Raw genomic sequence first — 19,495 nt, 5'->3', positions numbered from 1 at the left:
GGGGTAGGCGGAGGCCATGATCGGTGCACGCACACCACGGCGCGAGGACGCCCGGCTCGTGCGCGGGGCCGGGCAGTACGTCGGCGACATCCGCGTCCGCGGGTGCCTCGACGCGGCGTTCGTGCGCAGCCCCGTCGCGCACGGGGAGCTGCGCGGCGTCGACCTGAGCCGGGTGCGGGCCGTGCCCGGCGTCGTGGCCGCGTTCGCGCACGCCGACCTGCCCTACCTGCCGCCGACCCCGCCGATGCTGGACCCCGCCTCGATCGAGGGCCGCCCGTGGCCGCCGCTGGCCACCGGCCGGGTGCGGTTCTACGGGGAGCCGGTCGCCGTCGTGGTGGCCGGGGACCGGTACCTGGCCGAGGACGGGTGCGACGCCGCGGTCGTGCGCGTCGACCCGTTGCCGGTGCTGCTCGACCCCACCGAGGCGGCCGCCGGCGGCCGCCCCGGCGGGGTGGAGCTGTTCCCGGGGCTGAGCAACGTGGCCGCCGAGCGCGAGTTCGGCGCGCCCGCCGGCGACGACGTGTGGCGCGACGCCGCGATCGTGGTCGAGGCGCGGTACCGCCAGCAACGCCTCGCCCACACCTCCATCGAGCCCCGGGCGATCCTGGTCCGGCCCGAGGCGGACGACGGGCTGACGGTCTGGGTGTCGCACCAGGCCCCGCACCGGCTGCGCCGCGACCTCGCCGCGGCGTTCGGCCTCGAACCGGACCGGGTGCGGGTGATCGTGCCCGACGTCGGCGGCGCGTTCGGGGGCAAGAGCGAGACCTGGCCCGAGTACCTCGCGATCGTCGCCGCCGCGCGCCTTCTGCACCGGCCGGTGCGCTGGCTCGAGGACCGCCGCGAGGCGCTGGGCGGGCCGCCGCACGGGCGCGGGCAGCACCAGCGCGTCCGGCTCGCCGCCGACGCCGACGGCCGCATCCTCGCCTACGAGCTGCACATCGACGCCGACGTCGGCGGCTACCCGCACACCGGCGCGTTCGTGCCGCTGGCGACGTCGATGATGGCCACCGGCGCCTACCGCATCCCGAGCGTCCACGTGCGCACCCGGGCCGTGGTCACGAACGCCGCGCCGACCGCCCCGTACCGCGGCGCCGGCCGGCCCGAGGCCGCCTTCGCGATCGAGCGCACCGTCGAGCTGCTCGCGCGCCGGCTCGGCCTCGACCCGGCCGAGGTGCGGCGGCGCAACTTCATCCGCGACTTTCCGTACGAGACCCAGACCGGGTTCACGTACGACAGCGGCGACTACGCGGCCGCCCTCGACGTGGCGCTGCGCGAGCTGGGGATCGAGCACTGGCGCGCCGAGCAGGCCCGCCGCCGCGCCGCCGGTGCATGGCCGATCGGCATCGGGCTGTGCACCTACGTCGAGCGCTCGGGCGTGGGGGAGGAGTTCGGGGCCGTCGAGGCGCGCCCGGACGGGACGTTCGTCGCGCTCAGCGGCTGCCGCAGCACCGGCCAGGGCCACGAGACGTCGTTCCCGCAGGTGGTGGCGGACGTGCTGGGCGTCGACCCGGCGCTGGTCCGGCTCGTGGAGAAGGACACGGCGGTCGTACCGTCCGGCGTCGGCTCGTTCGCCAGCCGCTCGATGCAGACGGGCGGGGCCGCGCTGCACCGGGCCGCGACGAAGCTCGTGGCCACGGCCCGGCAGCGGGCCGCCGAGGTCCTGCACGTGCCGGTCGCCGGGGTCGCGTACCGGGCCGGCGCGCTCGTCGCGGACGGGCGCTCGGTGCCGCTGGCCGAGCTGGCCCCGCTGCGGGCGGAGGACACGTTCGACCCGCCGGAGGCGTTCCCGTTCGGCGCGTACGCGGCCGTGGTCGAGGTCGATCCCGAGCTCGGCGCCGTGCGGGTGCTCGACCTCGTCGCGGTCGACGACTACGGCGTCGTGGTGAACCCGCTCATCGTGGAGGGCCAGGCCCTCGGCTCGATCGTCCAGGGCCTCGGCCAGGCGCTCTACGAGGGCGTGCGCCACGACGCCGACGGCCGCCCGCTCACCCTGAGCCTGCTGGACTACCTCCTGCCGACCGCCTCCGAGCTGCCGCCGGTGCGCCTCGCCGAGACCCGCACCCCGAACCCGAACACCCCGCTGGGCGCCAAGGGCGCGGGGGAGGCCGGCTGCATCGGCGTGCCCCCGGCGGTCCTCAACGCCGTCGCCGACGCGCTCGGGCTCGACGACCCGCAGGACCCGCGGATGCCGGTGGCCCGGTGAAGCCGGCGCCGTTCGAGTACGTGGCCGCGCGCAGCGCCGCCGAGGTCCTCGACGCGCTGGCCGGCGGCGGGACCCGGGTGCTCGCCGGCGGGCAGAGCCTGGTGCTGGAGATGAACGCCCGGGCCGCCCGGCCCGCCCGCCTCGTGGACATCAACCGGGTGCCCGGCTTCGACCGGCTCGAGGTCGTCGGCGAGGAGCTGCGGATCGGGCCCCTCGTGCGGCACCGGGCGTTCGAGTCCGGCCGCGTCGGGGGTCCGCTCGGCTCGCTGCTGCACCGGGTGGCGCGGCACATCGCGCACCCGCCGATCCGGGCGCGCGGCACGATGCTCGGCAGCCTCGCGTACGCCCACCCGGCCGCCGAGTGGCCCGCGGTCGCCGTCGCGCTCGACGCCCGGCTGGAGCTCGCGAGCGCCGAGGGAAACCGGATCGTCGCGGCCGCCGACTTCTGGACCGGCCCGTTCACCACCGTGCGGGCGGCCGGGGAACTGCTGCTGGCGGTACACCTGCCGCTGCTGCCGCCCGCAACGGCCGTCGGATTCGTGGAGCACCGGCGCACCCAGGCGAGCTTCGCCACCCTCGCGGCCCTGGCGGCGGTGACCGTCGACGGCGGCCGGGTCACCACCGCCCGCATCGGCCTGGTGAACGCCGCCGACCGCCCGGTGCGCGCCGCGGACGCCGAGCGGGCGCTGACGGGCCGGCCGTTCGACGACGCGGCGATCGCCGGCGCCGCCGCCACGCTGGAGCACCCCGCCGGCGTGCTGGTGCGGCGCGCGCTGGGCCAGGCCCGGGACGGAGGCTGAGGGTGCGCGTCGTCCTGACCGTCAACGGCTCGGCCTTCGAGGTGGACGTGCCGCCGCGGCGCACGCTCGCCGACGCGCTGCGCGAGGAGTGCGGGCTGACCGGCACCCACCTCGGCTGCGAGCACGGCGTCTGCGGGGCGTGCACGGTGCTCGTCGACGGCGAGGCGGTGCGCTCGTGCCTGATGTTCGCGGTGCAGTGCGACGGCCGTGCGGTGCGGACCGTCGAGGGCCTCGAGCGCGACGGCCTCGAGCACCCGCTCCAGGCCGCGTTCTCGGCCGAGCACGCGTTGCAGTGCGGGTTCTGCACGCCCGGGTTCCTGATGCTCGTGGCCGGTGCGCTGGAGTCGGACCCGGCGGTCCTGGACGATCCCCAGCGGCTGCGGGAGCTGCTGACGTCGAACCTGTGCCGGTGCACCGGCTACGAGGGGATCAGGCGCGCGTGCGAGCGCGTGCGCGGGCTTCGGCCGCCGCCTCCCGGCTGAGCCGCGTCACTTGGCTGAGCCGGTCACTTGGCTGAGCCGTGTCACCTGCCGCGCGCGGCGCGGGTGGCGCGGTTGTTGGCCTTCTGGATGGCGTCGACGAGCTCGGCCTTCGTCATCCGGCTGCGGCCGGTGATGTCGAGCCGGCGCGCCTGGTCCATCAGGTGCTGCTTGCTCGCGTTGGCGTCCACCCCGCCCGCGGTCTGCGCGCGGGTGTTGCGCCCGCCGGCGGCCTTGGCGTCGCTCGGGCCCTTGCGGCCCTTCGCCTCCCAGTGGTCGCCGGTCTTCTCGAACGAGTGCTTCACCGCGGCGAACGCGGTCCGGTGGGCGCGCTCGCCCTCGCCGTACTCCTCGACGGCGGCGTCGTGCGCCTTGACGTAGGTGTCCTGGGCCTTCTTCGGCGACCGCTTGAGCGTGCTCGGCATGTCCTTCCTGGCGGGCATCGCATCCTCCTTCGAACGTGGGTCTGCAGGTCGCATTCCCGGCGGCGTGCCGATCAAACGCGCCGCACCGGGCACCGGCCCCGCTCAGAGGAAGCTCTCCCGGTACTGCGTGGGCGACTTGCCCGTCAGCTCCCGGAACGCCGCGTTGAACGCCGACAGGGAGGTGTACCCCACCGCGAACGCGATCTTCGTGACCGGCGTGTCGCCCGCGGCCAGCTCCTCGATCGCGCGCATGATCCGCATCCGGCGCAGCACCGCGCGCCAGGTGAGCCCGGTCTCGTCCTCGAAGCGGCGGGCGAGGGAGCGCGGGGCGAGCCCGATCTCGGCGGCGATGTCCTCGAAGCGGACCTGCTCGCCGATCCGGTCCTCGGTCAGCCGCAGGGCCCGGCGCAGCTCCGGCGACCGCCCGGCCGGCACGACGACCGGGCTCGGGGTTTCCGCCAGGCGCCAGGCGACGGCGGCCAGGGCGGCGAAGAGCTTTTCGCCGTACCGGGGCAGGGGTTCGGCGCTGTCGCCGAAGGAGCCGCACTCGGCGAGCAGGGCCCGGGCGAGCGGGCTGAGGTCGAAGACGGTCAGCGGCGCCGGCGCCGGCTCGGTGAACCCGGGCTCGAACAGCACCGACGCCGTGGTGACCGGCTGCGGGAGGCTGACCTGGATCGGCTCGCCGGCCGCGATGAGCGCGGCCCGGGCCGGCGGCAGCAGCCAGGCGCGGCCCCGCGCCTCCAGCCGGAGGGCACCGGCGGAGGCGCAGAGCAGGTAGTGCCGGTCGACGCACAGCTCGCGCGCGGGTTCGGGCGCGAAGGTGCGCACGAAGCTGTACGCCTGCCGGGTCATCTCAGGCCACCGTCTCCAGCAGTTCGGCATGGAAGCGCCGGCTCACCGGGGAGCCGGTCATCATGGGCCGCAGCACCTGGCCGGAGCGGATGAAGGCCTCGGAGGCGAGATACGGCTTGAACGCCTCCTCATCTTGCCACTCGTGCACGACGGTGACGGTCGAGTCGTCCTCCCGGGAGGCGTACACCCGGAACGCGAGATTGCCCGGCATGGCGCGGATCTGGTCCCGCTCGGTCTCGAGCTGGGCGAGGGCCGCGGGCCGATCGGCGGCGGCGGTCTGGAAATCGAGAATCGCGATGAACATGCACCGATCCTCGCGTTTCCGGACCTGTCGCTGCCGCCGCCGGTCGGACACGTTCACGCTTCCATCGGACATCCGGGCGCGGTCACCGGCGCCGGCCGGTGACCGCCCGGGGTCAGGCCATCGCCGTCAGCAGGCGGCGGCACGCCTCCTCGCACGCCCGGCAGGCCTCGGCGCAGATCCGGCAGTGCTCGAGCGTCTTCGCGTGGGCCGAGCACTCGTCCCCGCAGCTGCGGCACGCCGTCACGCAGGTCTCCAGCAGCGCGCGGGTGAGGTTCGGGTCGTAGTCGCTGTGCCGCAGCAGCACCCGGATGGTCGCGCCGCAGACGTCGGCGCAGTCGAGGTTGATGCGGACGCACCTGGCCAGCTCGGCGACGGTCCGCTCGCTCATGCAGGCGTCGGCGCAGGCGATGCAGGCCTGGGTGCACACGGCGATCGCGTCGATCGCCGCCGCGAGCTGGGCCCGGTCGACCTTGATGCGCTGCGGGTGGGTCTCCATCATCGGCACGGTGGTAGCGGTCATGGTTCCCTCCTTCGGAGTGGGTCGCGCCTTCGGTATTCACACGGGCCGCCCGAGCGGCGGCCCGGACATGGGGTCGCCGCCGGGTTCAGCGGCGCGGGCGGGGCGAGCCGCTCTGGCCGGGCATGCCGGGGCCGGCCTGCTGGGTCTGGGACGACGACCGGCCGACCTGGCGGTCGCGGGAGCCGGTGCCGGTGCCGCGGTCGATCGCGATGCGCCGCGGGTGCGTGTCGCGCGTCTTGCCGACGGTGATCGTGAGCACGCCGTTGTCGCAGGTGGCCTCGACCCGATCGGCGTCGATGCCGCTCGGCAGCTCCACGACGTATTCGAACTCGCCGCTCTGGCGGCCCTGGCGGCGCATGACGCCGCCGCGGTCGCGCTGCTCGAAGCTGCCCGAGACGCGCAGCTCCTCGCCGCGAATCTCCAGGTCGATGTCCGAGGGGTCGACGTTGGGCAGGTCGACGTCGATGACGTAGGCGTCGTCGGTCTCCTCGATGTCGACCGGTGGCTGCCACGCCGTCGCCATGGCGAGCGGCGAGGCCAGGACCGGCTCGCCGAAGTACGACCGGATCAGCTGCCCGAAGCGGGCGTTGAGCTCGTCGACCTCGCGGGCGGGGTCCCAGCCCTGCCTCCGGGCGAGGCCGCCGCCGTGACGGTGGCGGGCGGAGAACGGTGCGAGTGACATGGCGGGTCGTTCCCTCCTGAGCGCCGGTTGTCGCGTCCATGCTCGACCGGCCCCGGGTGAGGATGTCTCGCCTGGGCGGGATGGGGGTCAGCGGCGCACGTCGGCCTCGCCGCGGTGCAGCGGCCGGCCCGCCGCCAGCCAGGCCTCGACCCCGCCGGCCAGGTCCGTCGCCCGGTGCAGGCCCACCCGGCGCAGGCTCTGCGCGGCGAGGCTGGAGCTGTAGCCCTGCCGGCACACCACGACGATCTCGACGTCGTATCCGGTCGCCTCGGGAATCCGGGCGTCGGACGCGGGGTCGAGCCGCCATTCGAGCACGGTCCGGTCGATGACGATCGCGCCCGGCAGCTCACCGGTCTCGGCCCGCTGCGTCTCGGTGCGGGTGTCGACGACCAGGGCACCGCGAAGGCGCGCGGCCTCCGTCTCCTCCGGGCTGTACCGCCGGATGCCGCGACGGGCCTCGTCGAGCACCCGATCGACCCCGGCGGCGCTGCGTAGCTGCATGCCCCGATTCTGCCCGACGGGCGCGGGCGCTAGAGCTCGATCCCCGCTCCGGCCAGGCGCCGCCCGCGGACCACCACGACCCGCGCGCCGACCTCGCGGCCCTCGCGGGCGAGCTGGACGCCGTGGACGTAGTACCAGGGTTCGTCATTGTAGATGATCGGGTCCTCGGCCTCGACGAGCTGGACGCGCAGGGTGAGGTCTCCGACGCCGTACAGGTAGTCGTGCTCGGCAAGGACCAGCACGAGCCGTTCTGACACGGCGATGATCATATGCTTGCCGCCGGGCAAGTAAATGCCACGAGCCACCCGTTCGGGTCGCTCGTGGCAATTCCCACAGGCCCACCGGCCCCACAGCCCGGGGCGGGGGCTACCAGGTCAGCGGCAGGCCGTTGATGAAGCTGGTCAGGGTGTCGGCGATGATCCGGTCGTCGTGCAGCGAGGGGTGCCAGTCGCAGCCGAGGTGGTCCAGGCCGAGCGCGTTGTCGTCGTAGTACAGGCTCTTCACGCGCTGGTCGCCCTGGCTGTTGCGGGTCTGGACGATCTGCTGGACCGAGGTGGCGAACGCGGTGGTCTGGTAGGACAGGTCGGGGTAGGTGAGCACGATGTACGTGTTCGGGCCGTACCGGTCGCGCAGCCGGCCGATGAACGCGAGGTAGGCGGTGCGGTAGTCGGCGGCCAGCGCGTCGATCGTGCTCCACCGCTCGCCCGCCGTCAGCGCGGTCGAGAAGTCGTTGATGCCGAGGCCGACGACGACCACCTGCGGCTTCCAGGTGCCCGGGTTCGGCCACGGGGCGCTGTTGTAGAGCGCCTGCAGGTCGGTGTCGTAGTAGTCGCGGAAGCTCGTCGCGGTGTTCTGGCCGCCGTAGTTGCGCACCATGCCGAGGCCGGACCAGGCGATGGTCTGGTAGTCGGCGCCGAGGCTGCGGGCGCTCAGCGCGCCGAAGGCGGAGTCGGCGTTGGAGTTGCGGGTGACGCCGCCGTTGCTGTTGCAGTCGCGGGTCGTGGACATGTTGCCGTAGCCGGCGGTCCACGAGTCGCCGATGAACTCGATCTGGCGGCCGCGGGGCGTGGGCCGGCTCAGGATCGCCCCGCCGGGCGCGGCGACGAAGCCGGAGAACTCGCCGGCCGCCCACGGGCTCTCGGTGCGCTTCGCCAGGCGGACGGTGTGCTCGGCGTTGGGGAGGTTGGCGACCCAGTACGTGGTCCGGCCCGGGGTCACCAGCGTCGCGACGGTGGCGCCGTCGACCTGCACCACGTAGTCGTTGTTGGCGTCGTTGAGGCCGATGCCCACGCCGGTGCCGCGGAACCGGCCCTCGAAGTAGACGCCCGGCCAGGTGTACTGCATCACGGTGTCCACCGTCCGCACGCGGCCCGGGGTGTACACCTGCGCGAGGCCGGCGGGCGGGGCGGAGGCTGAGGGCGACGCCGAGGGCGACGCCGAGGGCGACGACGACGGTGAGCCCGGCGGCACCGGGCCGTTGCACGCCGTACCGTTGAACGTGAAGGCGGCCGGCACCGGGTTCGACCCGGTCCACGACCCGTTGAACCCGAACGAGGTGCTCGCGCCGCTGCCGAGGCTGCCGTTCCAGCCGGCGCTCGCCACGGTGACCTGCGCCCCGGACTGCGTCACCGTGCCGTTCCACAGCTGCTGGACGACCTGCCCGGCGGTGAACGCCCATCCGACCTTCCAGCTCGACACCGCGCTGCCCAGGTTGGTGACGCTCACGGTGGCGCCGAAGCCCCCGCTCCACTGGCTGGTCACGGCGTAGGTGACACGACATCCGGCGGCCGCCTCGGCGGGTGCGACCACCGTGAGCGCCGCGCCCACGGCGACGGCCCCGGCGGCGAGGGCCGCCATCCAATGCCGGTTTCTCGAGAACCGCATCAATCCACCTCCTGGTGTCACGCATCGACATACAGGGATGTCTGAGGCCCGTGCAACCGCTTCGACGCTCGCGTGCGGCCGAGCGCGCGGCCCCGGTGAAACATGCACGCGTCAAGAACGCGTTAAGAAACGCACCGGGCGCGTAGGGAAAGCATCAAGACATCTGGGCGGGGTACTCGCGCGGGTCTTCACTTGCAGCGAGCCGGACGGACAGCGCCGGACGCAGGTGCCGAAGCGGGTGCGAGATGAACGGGACATGGTGGCTGGTGCGGCCGCACGCCGCACCGACCGGCATCACCCTCGCCGCGGGCGCGGGCGCGGTCGTCGCCACGGCGCTGGTCGCCGCCGCGGCGACCGCGCCGGACGAGCCGGTGCCGCGGCTCGTCGCGATGGCCGCGGTCGTCGCCGCGGCGGGCGGGCTCGGCGGCAACCTGATCGCCGTGCCGGGCACGGCCGCGATCGCCTGGACGGTGCTCAACGGGTTCCTGGTGAACCGGCTGGGCGTGCTGACCTGGCACGGCTCCGCGGACGCGATCCGCCTGTCCGTGCTGGCCGGCGCGGCCCTGGCCGGCTGGCTGGCGGCCCGCGCGCACCTCGCCGGGCGGCACCGCCGGGATGTCCTGCGGATGCGCACCTGGCTCAACGGCGGCGGATTCGCGTCGTCGATCCATGCCCACAAGGAGGCGAGCCCCAGTGGCTGATGTCTGGTTCGTGCTGCTGACGATCGCGGCGTTCGCGATTCTCGGCCTGGCGGTGCGGGCGGTGGAGCGGCTGTGAACGCCGAGAACCTCGTCGGCCTCGTGCTCGCGGTCGCCCTGACCGCGTTCCTGATCGCCGCCCTGCTCTTCCCGGAGCGGTTCTGATGAGCCCAACCCTGGCGGGCGTGCTGTTCATCGCCTCGCTGATCGCCGTCCTGGCGCTGCTGTACCGCCCGTTCGGTGACTACATGTACCGCGCGATCACCTCGGCCCGGCACCTGCGCGCGGAGCGGGTGATGTACCGCGTCACCGGCGTCAACCCCGACGGCGAGCAGTCGTGGGGCGTGTACGCGCGCAGCGTGCTGGCCTTCTCCGCCGTGTCGATCCTGTTCCTGTACCTGTTCCAGCGCGTGCAGAACCACCTGTGGCTCAGCCTCGGCTTCGATCCCGTCAAGCCGGACCAGGCCTGGAACACCGCGGTCAGCTTCGTGACGAACACGAACTGGCAGTCGTACTCCGGCGAGTCCACGATGGGCCACCTCGTGCAGATGTCCGGCCTGGCGGTGCAGAACTTCGTCTCGGCGGCGGTGGGCGTGTCGGTCGCCGTGGCCCTGGTGCGCGGGTTCGCCCGCTCGAAGACGGACCAGCTCGGCAACTTCTGGGTCGACCTGGTCCGCGTCAGCGTGCGGATCCTGCTGCCGGTGGCCGTCATCGGCGCCACGGTGTTCATCGCGGCGGGCATGGTGCAGAACCTGTCCGGCGGCACCGACGTGACCACCCTCGCCGGCGCGACACAGCACGTCACCGGGGGCCCGGTCGCCTCGCAGGAGGTCATCAAGGAGCTCGGCACCAACGGCGGCGGCTTCTACAACGCCAACAGCTCCCACCCGTTCGAGAACCCGACCGGCTGGACCAACTGGCTCCAGGTGCTGCTGATCCTGCTCATCCCGTTCAGCCTGCCGCGCGTCTTCGGCCGGATGGTCGGCGACCGGCGCCAGGGCCTGGCCATCGCGGGCATCATGGGCATCCTCGCGCTGGGCAGCGTCATCGCGCTCAACGCGCTGCAGATCCACCACGGCGGCACCGTGCCGACCGCGGTCGGGGCGGCGACGGAGGGCACCGAGACCCGCTTCGGCGTGCCGCAGTCGGCCACCTTCGCCGCGGCCACCACGCTCACCTCGACGGGCGCGGTGAACTCGTTCCACGACTCCTACACCGCGCTCGGCGGCATGATCACGATGCTGAACATGATGCTGGGCGAGGTCGCGCCCGGCGGGGTCGGATCCGGGCTCTACGGCATGCTCATTCTGGCGGTCATCACGGTGTTCGTGGCCGGGCTCATGGTCGGGCGGACGCCGGAGTACCTCGGCAAGAAGATCGGCGCGCGGGAGATCAAGTTCGCGTCGCTGTACCTGCTGACGACCCCGGCCCTGGTGCTCGTCGGCACCGCGATCGCCATGGGGTCGGCGTCGGCGCGAAGCTCCATGGCGAACCCGGGGCCGCACGGCCTCTCCGAGGTGCTGTACGCCTTCACGTCCGCGTCCAACAACAACGGCTCCGCGTTCGCCGGCATCAGCGCCAACACGACCTTCTACAACACCGCGCTCGGCCTGTGCATGCTGCTGGGCCGGTTCCTGCCCATCGTCCTCGTGCTCGGCCTGGCCGGCTCGCTCGCCCGCCAGCAGCCCGTGCCGGCGTCCGCGGGCACGCTGCGGACGTACCAACCCCTCTTCATCGGCATGGTCGTGGCCGTCACGGTCATCGTCGTGCTGCTCACCTACCTGCCGGCCGTCGCGCTCGGCCCCCTCGCGGAAGGACTCGGCGCATCATGATCGCCGCGGGTCTGCTGGATCCCAAGCAGCTGTGGAAGTCGGTCCCCGACGCGCTGCGCAAGACGAACCCGGGCACGCTGTGGCGCAACCCGGTGATGTTCATCGTGGAGGTCGGCTCGGTCTTCACCACCGTCCTCGCCGTCGCGAACCCCTCCGTCTTCGCGTGGGCGATCACGGTGTGGCTGTGGCTGACCGTGCTCTTCGCCAACCTGGCCGAGGCGGTCGCGGAGGGCCGCGGGAAGGCCCAGGCCGACACCCTGCGCCGGGCCAAGCAGGACACCATGGCGAACCTGGCCGACGGCACCACGGTCAAGGCGGGCGACCTCAAGCAGGGCGACGTCGTCGTGGTCGAGGCCGGGCAGATCATCCCCGGGGACGGCGACGTCATCGAGGGCATCGCCTCCGTCGACGAGTCCGCGATCACCGGCGAGTCCGCGCCCGTCATCCGCGAGTCCGGCGGCGACCGTTCGGCGGTCACCGGCGGCACCAAGGTGCTCTCCGACCGGATCGTCGTGAAGATCACCCAGAAGCCGGGGGAGTCGTTCATCGACCGCATGATCGGGCTCGTCGAGGGCGCGAACCGGCAGAAGACGCCGAACGAGATCGCCCTGAACATCCTGCTCGCCTCGCTGACCATCATCTTCCTGCTCGCGGTCGCCACCCTCCAGCCGCTCGCCATCTACTCGGGCGCGCCCGTGTCCGGCATCGTCCTCGTGGCCCTGCTGGTCTGCCTCATCCCGACCACGATCGGCGCGCTGCTGTCCGCGATCGGCATCGCCGGCATGGACCGCCTGGTGCAGCGCAACGTCCTGGCCATGTCGGGCCGCGCGGTGGAGGCGGCCGGCGACGTCAACACGCTGCTGCTGGACAAGACGGGCACGATCACGCTGGGCAACCGGCAGGCGGGCGCCCTGCTGCCCGTCGACGGCGTGACGGTGGACGAGCTGGCCGAGGCCGCGCAGCTGTCCTCCCTCGCCGACGAGACCCCCGAGGGGCGCAGCATCGTGGTGTACGCCAAGGAGCACCACGGCCTGCGCGAGCGGGACGTCACCGGCGCCGCGTGGGTGCCGTTCACCGCCCAGACCCGCATGTCGGGCGTGGACGTCGACGGCCGCGAGATCCGCAAGGGCGCCGCGATCGCGGTGATGAAGTGGGTCCGCGACCACGGCGGGCACCCGACGAACGAGGTCGGCTCCATCGTGGACGCCGTCTCTTCCTCCGGCGGGACCCCGCTCGTCGTCGCCTCCCGGCGCGCGGGCGAGCCGGCCCGGACCCTCGGCGTCGTCCACCTCAAGGACGTCGTGAAGCTGGGCATGCGGGAGCGGTTCGACGCGATGCGCCGGATGGGCATCCGCACCGTGATGATCACGGGTGACAACCCGCTGACGGCCAAGGCGATCGCGGCGGAGGCCGGCGTCGACGACTTCCTCGCCGAGGCCACCCCCGAGGACAAGATGGACCTGATCAAGCGGGAGCAGGAGGGCGGCAAGCTCGTCGCGATGACCGGCGACGGCACCAACGACGCCCCGGCGCTCGCCCAGGCCGACGTCGGGGTGGCGATGAACACCGGGACGTCGGCGGCGAAGGAGGCCGGCAACATGGTCGACCTCGACTCCGACCCGACGAAGCTCATCGAGATCGTGGAGATCGGCAAGCAGCTGCTCATCACGCGCGGCGCGCTGACGACGTTCTCCATCGCCAACGACATCGCCAAGTACTTCGCCATCATCCCGGCGATGTTCGCCGCCCTCTACCCGGGCCTGGACACGCTCAACGTGATGCGGCTGCACTCGCCGGCCTCGGCGATCCTGTCCGCGGTCATCTTCAACGCCCTCGTCATCGTCGCGCTGATCCCCCTGGCCCTGCGCGGCGTGCGCTACCGGCCCGGCTCGGCCGCCGCGATGCTGCGCCGCAACCTGCTCGTCTACGGCGCCGGCGGCGTGATCGTGCCGTTCATCGGCATCAAGCTCATCGACCTCATCATCATGACCGTCCCGGGGATCTCCTGATGCGCCTACCCGCCTGGCTCGCCCAGCACCTCGCCGCCCTGCGCGCCCTGGTCGTGCTGACCATCGTGCTCGGCCTGGCCTACCCGCTGCTCATGGTCGCCGTCGCCCACATCCCCGGCCTGTCCGGCCCCGCCGGCGGCTCGCTCATCGAACACAACGGCAAACCCGTCGGCAGCGCGCTGGTCGGACAGTCGTTCACCGACGACAAGGGCAACCCGCTCAAGCGGTACTTCCAGTCCCGCCCCTCCGCCGCCGGCGACGGCTACGACCCCACGTCGACCTCGGCCAGCAACCTGGGGCCGGAGAACACGAAGCTCCTCGACGAGGTCTGCGGCCGCAGCAAGGCCGTCGGCGAGCTCGAGGGCGTGGACGGCGCCCGGCCCTACTGCACCCCCGACGGCCACGCCGCCGTCCTGGCCGTGTACCCCGACCACGCCGTGAGCGTCTACCAGACGTGCCCGGCCACGCCGTTCGTGCGCTCGTACGAGGGCCGGCCCGTCGAGTGCGCGAAGGAGGGCGAGGACCTCGGCGGCGGCGTGCTGACCCCGATCCGCGGCGACGCGCCCGCGAACCCGGCGGTGCCGGCCGACGCGGTCACCGCCAGCGGCAGCGGCCTCGACCCGCACATCAGCGTCGCCTACGCCGACCTACAGATCAAGCGCGTCGCCGCGGCCCGCAACAGGCCCGAGGCCGACGTGCGCAGGCTCGTCGCCGAGCACACCGACGGCCGTACGCTCGGATTCATCGGGGAACCGGCCGTGAACGTGCTCGAGCTCAACCTCGCTCTGGATCGGAGCTGACATGACGGCGCGCGGGATGCTGCGGGTGTACCTGGGCGCAGCCCCGGGCGTCGGCAAGACCTACAAGATGCTGGAGGAGGGGCGGCGGCGCCTCGCCCGCGGCACCGACGTCGTCGTCGGGTTCGTGGAGACCCACGGCCGCCCCTTCACCGAGGCGATGCTCGCCGGCCTCGAGGTCATGCCCCGCCGGCGGATGACCTACCGGGGCGCGGACTTCACCGAGCTCGACCTCGACGCCGTGCTGGCCCGCAACCCCGAGGTCGCGCTCGTCGACGAGATGGCCCACACCAACGTGCCGGGCAGCGACAACGCCAAGCGCTGGCAGGACATCGAGCAGCTCCTGGCGGCCGGCATCGACGTGCTCACCACGGTCAACGTGCAGCACCTGGAGTCGCTCAACGACGTCGTCGAGTCGATCACCGGCGTGCCGCAGCGCGAGACGATGCCCGACGCCGTGGTCCGGCGGGCCGAGCAGATCGAGCTCGTCGACATGACCCCGGAGGCGCTGCGCCGCCGGATGGCCCACGGCAACATCTACCGGCCCGAGAAGGTCGACGCCGCGCTCGGCAACTACTTCCGGGTCGGCAACCTCACCGCCCTGCGGGAGCTGGCCCTGCTGTGGCTGGCCGACAAGGTCGACGAGCAGCTCGACCGGTACCGCTCCCAGCACGGCATCGACAAGACGTGGGAGACCCGCGAGCGCGTCGTCGTGGCGCTCACCGGCGGCCCCGAGGGCGACACGCTCGTGCGCCGGGCCGCCCGCGTCGCCGCCCGCACCAAGGGCGCCGACCTGCTCGCCGTCCACGTCGTGCGCGGAGACGGCCTGGCCGGCGCGGACCCGGCCAACCTCACCCGCCAGCGGCTGCTCGTGGAGTCCCTCGGCGGGACCTACCACCAGGTCCTCGGCGCCGACGTCCCGAACGCGCTGCTCGACTTCGCCCGCGGCGTCAACGCCACCCAGCTCGTCCTCGGCGCCAGCCGCCGCGGCCGAGTCGCCCAGATCTTCTCGCCCGGCGTCGGCGTCACCACCACCGCCGAGTCCGGCGCCATCGACGTGCACCTCGTCACCCACGAGGAGGCGCGCCGCTTCGGGTTCCGCGCCCGCAGCCTCGGCGGGCTCGACCGGCGCCGGCGCCTCACCGGGCTGCTGCTCGCCGCGGTCGGCCTACCGCTGCTGACCGCCCTCCTCGATGGCCTCCGCGAGGACATGTCCCTGCCCAGCGACATCCTCGCCTACCTCGTCCTGGCCGTCGGGGCCGCGCTCGTGGGCGGGCTGCTGCCGGCGCTGATCTGCGCGGTGGGCGGGTTCCTGCTGCTGAACTGGTACTTCACGCCGCCGCTGAACCAGCTCACGATCGCCGAGCACGAGAACGTCTTCGCGCTCGTGGCCTTCGTCGGGGTCGCCGTCGCCGTGGCCACCGTCGTCGACGGCGCCGCCCGCCGCGCCCGCGACGCCGCCCGCGCCTCCGCCGAGGCCCAGACCCTCGCGACCCTCGCCGGCAGCGTCCTGCACGGCGACAACCCGCTCGAGGCGCTGCTGGAGCGGGTGCGGGAGTCCTTCGGCCTCGCCTGCGTCACGCTGCTGGAGCGGGACTCGCAGCGCGCGCCGTGGCAGGTGGCCGCCTGGGTCGGGGACACGCCGTGCACCTCGCCGGCCGACGGCGAGACCGAGGTGCCGATCGAGGAGAACGTGGCCCTGGTGCTGCGCGGGCACGCGCTGCCCGCGGCCGCCCGCCGCCTGGTCGAGGCGTTCGCCGCGCACGCCGCGATCGCGCTGCGCCAGCGCCGCCTCAGCGAGCAGGCGGCCGAGGCCGGCACCCTGGCCGAGGTGGACCGCCTGCGCACCGCCCTGCTCTCCGCCGTCAGCCACGACCTGCGCACCCCGCTCGCCGCGGCCAAGGTGGCGGTCGGCAGCCTGCGCAGCCCCGACGTCGACTTCTCGCCCGAGGACACCGCGGAGCTGCTGGCCACCGCGGAGGAGGCGCTGGACCGCCTCACCCGCCTGGTCGAGAACCTGCTCGACATGTCCCGCCTGCAGGCCGGCGCCCTCGCGCTGACGCTGGAGCCGGTCGACCTGGCCGACGTCCTGCCCCGCGCCGCCGACGACCTCGACGCCGCCGTGGCAATCACCGTGCCCGAGGAACTGCCGGAGGTGATCGCCGACCCGGCCCTGCTGGAGCGCATCCTGGTCAACCTGCTCGCCAACGCCCTGCGCCACAGCCCGCCCGGCCGCCCGCCGTCGCTCGGCGCGAGCGCCCACGCCGAGCGCATCGAGATCCGCGTCGTCGACCACGGCCCCGGCCTGTCCGAGTCCGACCACGAGCGCGTGTTCCAGCCGTTCCAGCGCCTCGGCGACCGCGACAACTCCACCGGCGTGGGGCTCGGCCTCGCCCTGTCCCGCGGCCTGGCCGAGGCCATGGGTGGCACCCTGGCCCCGGAGCCGACTCCCGGCGGCGGGCTGACCATGACCCTCACGCTGGCGGCGGTGCTGCGATGAGCCGGGCGCCTACGACTGGGGCGGGATGAGCCGCCGGTACGCGGGGACGGCGGCCGCCGCCACGCCCAGGTGCATGAGCATCAGGCAGAGAACTCCGGCGGTCGTGGTGCCCGGCTGTGATTCGGTCGCGAGCAGCACCACGTCCGGGATCCACGAGAGCACGAGCACGACGGGCACGAGGACGCGCAGCAGGCGGGTGGCGCCGCCCGACCGGGTCGCGATCAGGTGCCAGCCGACGGCGCCGGCGAGCGCGCCGACGAGGGTCAGCATGCCGTACACCTGCGGCTGGAGCGGCATGAACTCGTCCGGCGCGCCGAGCACACCCCGGCCGATCAGCGCGATCACGCTGTTGACGACGAACCCGCCGACCGCGCCGATGCCGGCGGCGGCGAGGGTGGACTTCCACGAGGTGCCGAGACGGGCGGTGGTGCTGGTCATGGCGGGCCTCCACGGCTGTCGATTGGTGTTGCACGCAGCAAACGGCACGCACGTGAGAAGTCCAGCAGCCTGCCGATAAGAAGCGGCTAAGAAAACCGTGCGGGCGGGGGCAGCGGGGCCGCGCCGGGCCGGGCCCGGAACGACTCGACCATCAGGGCCGCGAACCGCCGCGACGCCGCCGAGCGCAGCGCGGGCGACTCGGCACGGATGCCCTCGTTGGCCATCAGCGCCACGATGACGTCCTCGAGCTCGAGGTCGGGCCGCAGGTGCCCGGACGCCTTGGCGTTCGCGATGAGCCGCAGCAGCAGTCGTACCGTCCGGTCGCGATCGGCCCGCAGACGCTCCTCGGCCCGTGGCAGTCGCGAGGTGAACGTGCGCGAGAGGCCGCGGTCGAGGGCGTGTAGCCGCATCAGCTCCTCGACCACGTGGCAGAACCCGAGCCACGGGTCGGCCTCGGCCAGCCCCCGCTCGACCACGGCCGAGCACAGCGCCATCGGCTCGGCGAACGCCGCGGCGAACAGCGCCTCCTTGGTCGGGAAGTGCCGGTACACCGTCGCCGCCCCGACCTCGGCCCGCCGCGCGATCTCGCGCATGGGCACGTCGAGCCCGTCGGCCGCGAACGCCGCGCGCGCGACGGCGAGGATGCGGGCCCGGTTGTCGCGCGCGTCCGAGCGCTGTCTCACTTCCGCCGTCACCGCTCTCAGTTTAGCCAACCGGACGGGGTGTTCCGTTACGGTCCGGCGCATGAGAGCCGTCCAGTTCACGTCCTTCGGCCCGCCCGGGGTCGTCCACGTCGCCGAGGTTCCGCAGCCGCACCCGGGCCCCGGCGAGGTGCGCGTCGCCGTGCGCGCGTCGGGCCTCTCGACCGGCGAGACCCGCATCCGCTCGGGCGCCCTGCGCGACGCCGTCGCGACCCGGTTGCCGTTCCGCACCGGCTTCGACGCCGCCGGCGTGGTCGACGAGCTCGGCCCCGGCGTGACGGGCACGGCGCTCGGCGACGAGGTGTTCGGCTGGGTCGCGCCGGCCTCCCGCGGCGCCAACGCGGACCACGCCGTCCTCGTCGCCTGGGCCCCGAAGCCCCCGTCGTGGAGCTGGGCCGAGGCGGGCGGCGCCGCCGGGCCGGTGGAGACCTCGACGCGGGTCCTGGACCACCTCGGCCTCGTTCGGGGCCAGACGATCCTGGTGCACGGCGCGGCGGGCGGCGTTGGCTCGGTCGCGACCCAGCTGGCGACGGCCCGGGGTGCGACGGTCATCGGCACCGCCCGCGCGGCCAACCACGCCTTTTTGTCCTCCCTGGGCGCGATCCCGACGGTGTACGGCCCGGGCCTGCCCGACCGCGTGCGAACCCTGGCTCCCGGCGGCGTGGACGCGGTGCTCGACTGCGCGGGCGGCGCCCTGCCGGACCTGATCGCGATCGCGGGCACCCCGTCGCGCGTGGTCACCATCGCCGACCTGACCGCCGCGACCCACGGCGTGCCGATGTCCCAGCCGAACCCGCTGGCGGCGCACGCCCTGCCGCTTGCCGTGGACCTGGCCGCGTCCGGGCGCCTGCGCATCCCGATCGCGGCGCGGTTCCCGCTGGCCGAGGCGGCCGCGGCGCACGAGCTGAGCGAGACCCGCCACGCACCCGGGAGGATCGTCCTGATGCCCTGACACCCGTGGTTCCCGGCCTGATGCCGGGGCGGCGGCGAATCCATCGGTGTCGCTACCCTGGTGGCGTGAGCGAGTGGACCAACGAGCGCGCGATCGAGCGGTGGGGCACCATGCCGCGGGCGCTGCTCGAGGACATGGCGCACGACGGCGACTACGCCAAGCGCCACCTCGTCAACCCGGTGCTGCTGCGGCTCCTCGGCGACCTCGCCGGCCGGCGCATCCTCGACGCGGGCTGCGGCGGCGGCTACCTCAGCCGCATGCTCGCCGCCCGCGGCGCGGAGGTCGTCGGGGTCGAGCCGGGGCGTTCGCTGTTCGAGTTCGCCGCGGAGCGGGAAGCCGCCGCGCCGCAGGGCATCCGCTACGTGCGGGCCGACCTGTGCGCGCTGCCCGACCTCGGCGACCGGTTCGACGCGGTGGTGTCGAGCATGGTCCTGCCGGTGATCCCGGACTGGACCGGCGCCATGCGCGCGTGCGTCGAGCAGCTGCGGCCGGGCGGGCTGTTCGTGTTCACGGTGAACCATCCGTGCTTCGAGCAGCTGGCCCCGACGTGGCGCGCCCACGGTGAGTACCGCACGAGCCGTTACCTGGCCGAGTACGAGATCCCCGGGCCGAGCGGGGTCAACTTCCACCGGCCGCTGTCGGCCTACCTGAACCAGCTCGCCGACCTCGGCTGCCGGCTGACCGAGGTCGCCGAGCCCGGCCTGCCGCCCGGGACGCCGGACGCCGTCGAGGCCTACGTGCACCTGCCGAACTTCCTCATCGTGGCGGCCACGACCGCCTGAAGGCCTGGCCGTCCGACGCCAACCACATCGGCGCACCCGAATGTCGGCGTCCCCCGGCCGCGGTGTGGTTGACCATCCCCGCGCCCCGAACCGAGCGGCCGCACGGTAGTTCTGGTAGGCCTTTGGGTAACGAAAC

At 73.7% G+C, this 19,495-nt stretch carries 21 protein-coding genes; 11 read left to right on the top strand and 10 right to left on the bottom strand.

Features of this window, described 5'->3' with window-relative positions:
* Positions 1-16 precede the first annotated feature (16 nt).
* The 3 genes from AC6JBM_RS17915 to AC6JBM_RS17905 are packed head-to-tail and all read left to right on the top strand — an operon-like array spanning position 17 to position 3,485.
* Entirely contained in the window at positions 17-2,203 is a 2,187-nt protein-coding gene (locus AC6JBM_RS17915) for a xanthine dehydrogenase family protein molybdopterin-binding subunit (protein ID WP_497984720.1), read from the top strand.
* Positions 2,200-3,003, top strand: coding sequence for an FAD binding domain-containing protein (locus AC6JBM_RS17910; protein WP_497984719.1), 804 nt, complete (start codon positions 2,200-2,202; stop codon positions 3,001-3,003). The genes AC6JBM_RS17915 and AC6JBM_RS17910 overlap by 4 nt, the downstream gene beginning before the upstream one ends.
* A gap of 2 nt (positions 3,004-3,005) precedes the next feature.
* Entirely contained in the window at positions 3,006-3,485 is a 480-nt protein-coding gene (locus tag AC6JBM_RS17905) for a (2Fe-2S)-binding protein (protein WP_497984718.1), read from the top strand.
* A 41-nt stretch (positions 3,486-3,526) separates the two neighbouring features.
* Here AC6JBM_RS17905 and AC6JBM_RS17900 read toward each other — a convergent pair whose 3' ends face one another.
* The 8 genes from AC6JBM_RS17900 to AC6JBM_RS17865 all read right to left on the bottom strand — a co-directional run bounded on the left by AC6JBM_RS17900 (position 3,527) and on the right by AC6JBM_RS17865 (position 8,650).
* Positions 3,527-3,925 carry a ChaB family protein gene (locus AC6JBM_RS17900; RefSeq protein ID WP_497984717.1) on the bottom strand — a complete coding sequence of 133 codons (399 nt, stop codon included), beginning with the start codon at positions 3,923-3,925 and terminating at the stop codon, positions 3,527-3,529.
* 84 nt (positions 3,926-4,009) lie between these two features.
* Entirely contained in the window at positions 4,010-4,759 is a 750-nt protein-coding gene (locus AC6JBM_RS17895) for an AraC family transcriptional regulator (RefSeq protein WP_497984716.1), read from the bottom strand.
* A gap of 1 nt (position 4,760) precedes the next feature.
* A complete protein-coding gene (locus AC6JBM_RS17890; RefSeq protein WP_350625417.1) occupies positions 4,761-5,063 on the bottom strand; it encodes a putative quinol monooxygenase in 303 nt (100 codons plus the stop codon).
* Positions 5,064-5,175: 112 nt separating this feature from the next.
* A complete protein-coding gene (locus tag AC6JBM_RS17885; RefSeq protein ID WP_497984715.1) occupies positions 5,176-5,583 on the bottom strand; it encodes a four-helix bundle copper-binding protein in 408 nt (135 codons plus the stop codon).
* Positions 5,584-5,668: 85 nt separating this feature from the next.
* A complete protein-coding gene (locus AC6JBM_RS17880; RefSeq protein ID WP_497984714.1) occupies positions 5,669-6,265 on the bottom strand; it encodes an Hsp20/alpha crystallin family protein in 597 nt (198 codons plus the stop codon).
* 87 nt (positions 6,266-6,352) lie between these two features.
* On the bottom strand, positions 6,353-6,766 hold the full coding sequence (locus AC6JBM_RS17875) for a rhodanese-like domain-containing protein (RefSeq protein ID WP_497984713.1): 414 nt from the start codon (positions 6,764-6,766) through the stop codon (positions 6,353-6,355).
* A 29-nt stretch (positions 6,767-6,795) separates the two neighbouring features.
* Positions 6,796-7,023 carry a hypothetical protein gene (locus AC6JBM_RS17870; protein WP_497984712.1) on the bottom strand — a complete coding sequence of 76 codons (228 nt, stop codon included), beginning with the start codon at positions 7,021-7,023 and terminating at the stop codon, positions 6,796-6,798.
* A gap of 109 nt (positions 7,024-7,132) precedes the next feature.
* A complete protein-coding gene (locus tag AC6JBM_RS17865) occupies positions 7,133-8,650 on the bottom strand; it encodes a cellulose binding domain-containing protein (protein ID WP_497984711.1) in 1,518 nt (505 codons plus the stop codon).
* 245 nt (positions 8,651-8,895) lie between these two features.
* Here AC6JBM_RS17865 and AC6JBM_RS17860 point away from each other — a divergent pair, with 245 nt between their 5' ends.
* From AC6JBM_RS17860 to AC6JBM_RS17835, 6 genes are all read left to right on the top strand, one after another.
* Entirely contained in the window at positions 8,896-9,351 is a 456-nt protein-coding gene (locus AC6JBM_RS17860; protein ID WP_497984710.1) for a hypothetical protein, read from the top strand.
* Between the two features lie 72 nt (positions 9,352-9,423).
* Positions 9,424-9,513 carry a K(+)-transporting ATPase subunit F gene (kdpF, locus tag AC6JBM_RS17855; RefSeq protein WP_344617409.1) on the top strand — a complete coding sequence of 30 codons (90 nt, stop codon included), beginning with the start codon at positions 9,424-9,426 and terminating at the stop codon, positions 9,511-9,513.
* Positions 9,513-11,180, top strand: a complete 1,668-nt coding sequence (kdpA, locus tag AC6JBM_RS17850) for a potassium-transporting ATPase subunit KdpA (protein ID WP_497984709.1) — start codon at positions 9,513-9,515, stop codon at positions 11,178-11,180. Before kdpF ends, kdpA begins: the two co-directional genes overlap by 1 nt.
* Positions 11,177-13,189 (top strand): potassium-transporting ATPase subunit KdpB, encoded by a 2,013-nt coding sequence (kdpB, locus tag AC6JBM_RS17845; protein ID WP_497984708.1) that lies wholly within the window; start codon positions 11,177-11,179, stop codon positions 13,187-13,189. Before kdpA ends, kdpB begins: the two co-directional genes overlap by 4 nt.
* Positions 13,189-13,989 (top strand): potassium-transporting ATPase subunit C, encoded by an 801-nt coding sequence (locus AC6JBM_RS17840; RefSeq protein ID WP_497984707.1) that lies wholly within the window; start codon positions 13,189-13,191, stop codon positions 13,987-13,989. Before kdpB ends, AC6JBM_RS17840 begins: the two co-directional genes overlap by 1 nt.
* A 1-nt stretch (position 13,990) precedes the next feature.
* Positions 13,991-16,486, top strand: a complete 2,496-nt coding sequence (locus tag AC6JBM_RS17835; RefSeq protein ID WP_497984706.1) for a sensor histidine kinase — start codon at positions 13,991-13,993, stop codon at positions 16,484-16,486.
* A 9-nt stretch (positions 16,487-16,495) separates the two neighbouring features.
* Here AC6JBM_RS17835 and AC6JBM_RS17830 read toward each other — a convergent pair whose 3' ends face one another.
* Positions 16,496-16,924 (bottom strand): DUF6069 family protein, encoded by a 429-nt coding sequence (locus AC6JBM_RS17830; RefSeq protein WP_497984705.1) that lies wholly within the window; start codon positions 16,922-16,924, stop codon positions 16,496-16,498.
* A gap of 86 nt (positions 16,925-17,010) precedes the next feature.
* The gene (locus AC6JBM_RS17825) at positions 17,011-17,619 is read right to left on the bottom strand and encodes a TetR/AcrR family transcriptional regulator (protein WP_497984704.1); all 609 of its coding nucleotides are present in this window, start codon (positions 17,617-17,619) and stop codon (positions 17,011-17,013) included.
* A gap of 49 nt (positions 17,620-17,668) precedes the next feature.
* Between AC6JBM_RS17825 and AC6JBM_RS17820 the strand changes: the two genes are divergently transcribed.
* Complete coding sequence (locus tag AC6JBM_RS17820) at positions 17,669-18,577, top strand: NADP-dependent oxidoreductase (protein ID WP_497984703.1); 909 nt, start codon at positions 17,669-17,671, stop codon at positions 18,575-18,577.
* Positions 18,578-18,642: 65 nt separating this feature from the next.
* On the top strand, positions 18,643-19,359 hold the full coding sequence (locus tag AC6JBM_RS17815) for a class I SAM-dependent methyltransferase (RefSeq protein WP_497984702.1): 717 nt from the start codon (positions 18,643-18,645) through the stop codon (positions 19,357-19,359).
* Positions 19,360-19,495 lie beyond the last annotated feature (136 nt).

This window comes from Dactylosporangium thailandense, assembly GCF_059739745.1.
The sequence above is the reverse complement of the archived record's forward strand: the minus strand, read 5'-3'. Positions and strand labels throughout refer to the sequence as shown.

Coding starts and splice junctions, on each gene's coding strand:
- AC6JBM_RS17915 (WP_497984720.1), top strand. CDS start 17: ATGATCGGTGCACGCACACCACGGCGCGAGGACGCCCGGCTCGTGCGC.
- AC6JBM_RS17900 (WP_497984717.1), bottom strand. CDS start 3,925: ATGCCCGCCAGGAAGGACATGCCGAGCACGCTCAAGCGGTCGCCGAAG.
- AC6JBM_RS17895 (WP_497984716.1), bottom strand. CDS start 4,759: ATGACCCGGCAGGCGTACAGCTTCGTGCGCACCTTCGCGCCCGAACCC.
- AC6JBM_RS17890 (WP_350625417.1), bottom strand. CDS start 5,063: ATGTTCATCGCGATTCTCGATTTCCAGACCGCCGCCGCCGATCGGCCC.
- AC6JBM_RS17885 (WP_497984715.1), bottom strand. CDS start 5,583: ATGACCGCTACCACCGTGCCGATGATGGAGACCCACCCGCAGCGCATC.
- AC6JBM_RS17880 (WP_497984714.1), bottom strand. CDS start 6,265: ATGTCACTCGCACCGTTCTCCGCCCGCCACCGTCACGGCGGCGGCCTC.
- AC6JBM_RS17875 (WP_497984713.1), bottom strand. CDS start 6,766: ATGCAGCTACGCAGCGCCGCCGGGGTCGATCGGGTGCTCGACGAGGCC.
- AC6JBM_RS17865 (WP_497984711.1), bottom strand. CDS start 8,650: ATGCGGTTCTCGAGAAACCGGCATTGGATGGCGGCCCTCGCCGCCGGG.
- AC6JBM_RS17860 (WP_497984710.1), top strand. CDS start 8,896: ATGAACGGGACATGGTGGCTGGTGCGGCCGCACGCCGCACCGACCGGC.
- kdpA (WP_497984709.1), top strand. CDS start 9,513: ATGAGCCCAACCCTGGCGGGCGTGCTGTTCATCGCCTCGCTGATCGCC.
- kdpB (WP_497984708.1), top strand. CDS start 11,177: ATGATCGCCGCGGGTCTGCTGGATCCCAAGCAGCTGTGGAAGTCGGTC.
- AC6JBM_RS17840 (WP_497984707.1), top strand. CDS start 13,189: ATGCGCCTACCCGCCTGGCTCGCCCAGCACCTCGCCGCCCTGCGCGCC.
- AC6JBM_RS17835 (WP_497984706.1), top strand. CDS start 13,991: ATGACGGCGCGCGGGATGCTGCGGGTGTACCTGGGCGCAGCCCCGGGC.
- AC6JBM_RS17830 (WP_497984705.1), bottom strand. CDS start 16,924: ATGACCAGCACCACCGCCCGTCTCGGCACCTCGTGGAAGTCCACCCTC.
- AC6JBM_RS17820 (WP_497984703.1), top strand. CDS start 17,669: ATGAGAGCCGTCCAGTTCACGTCCTTCGGCCCGCCCGGGGTCGTCCAC.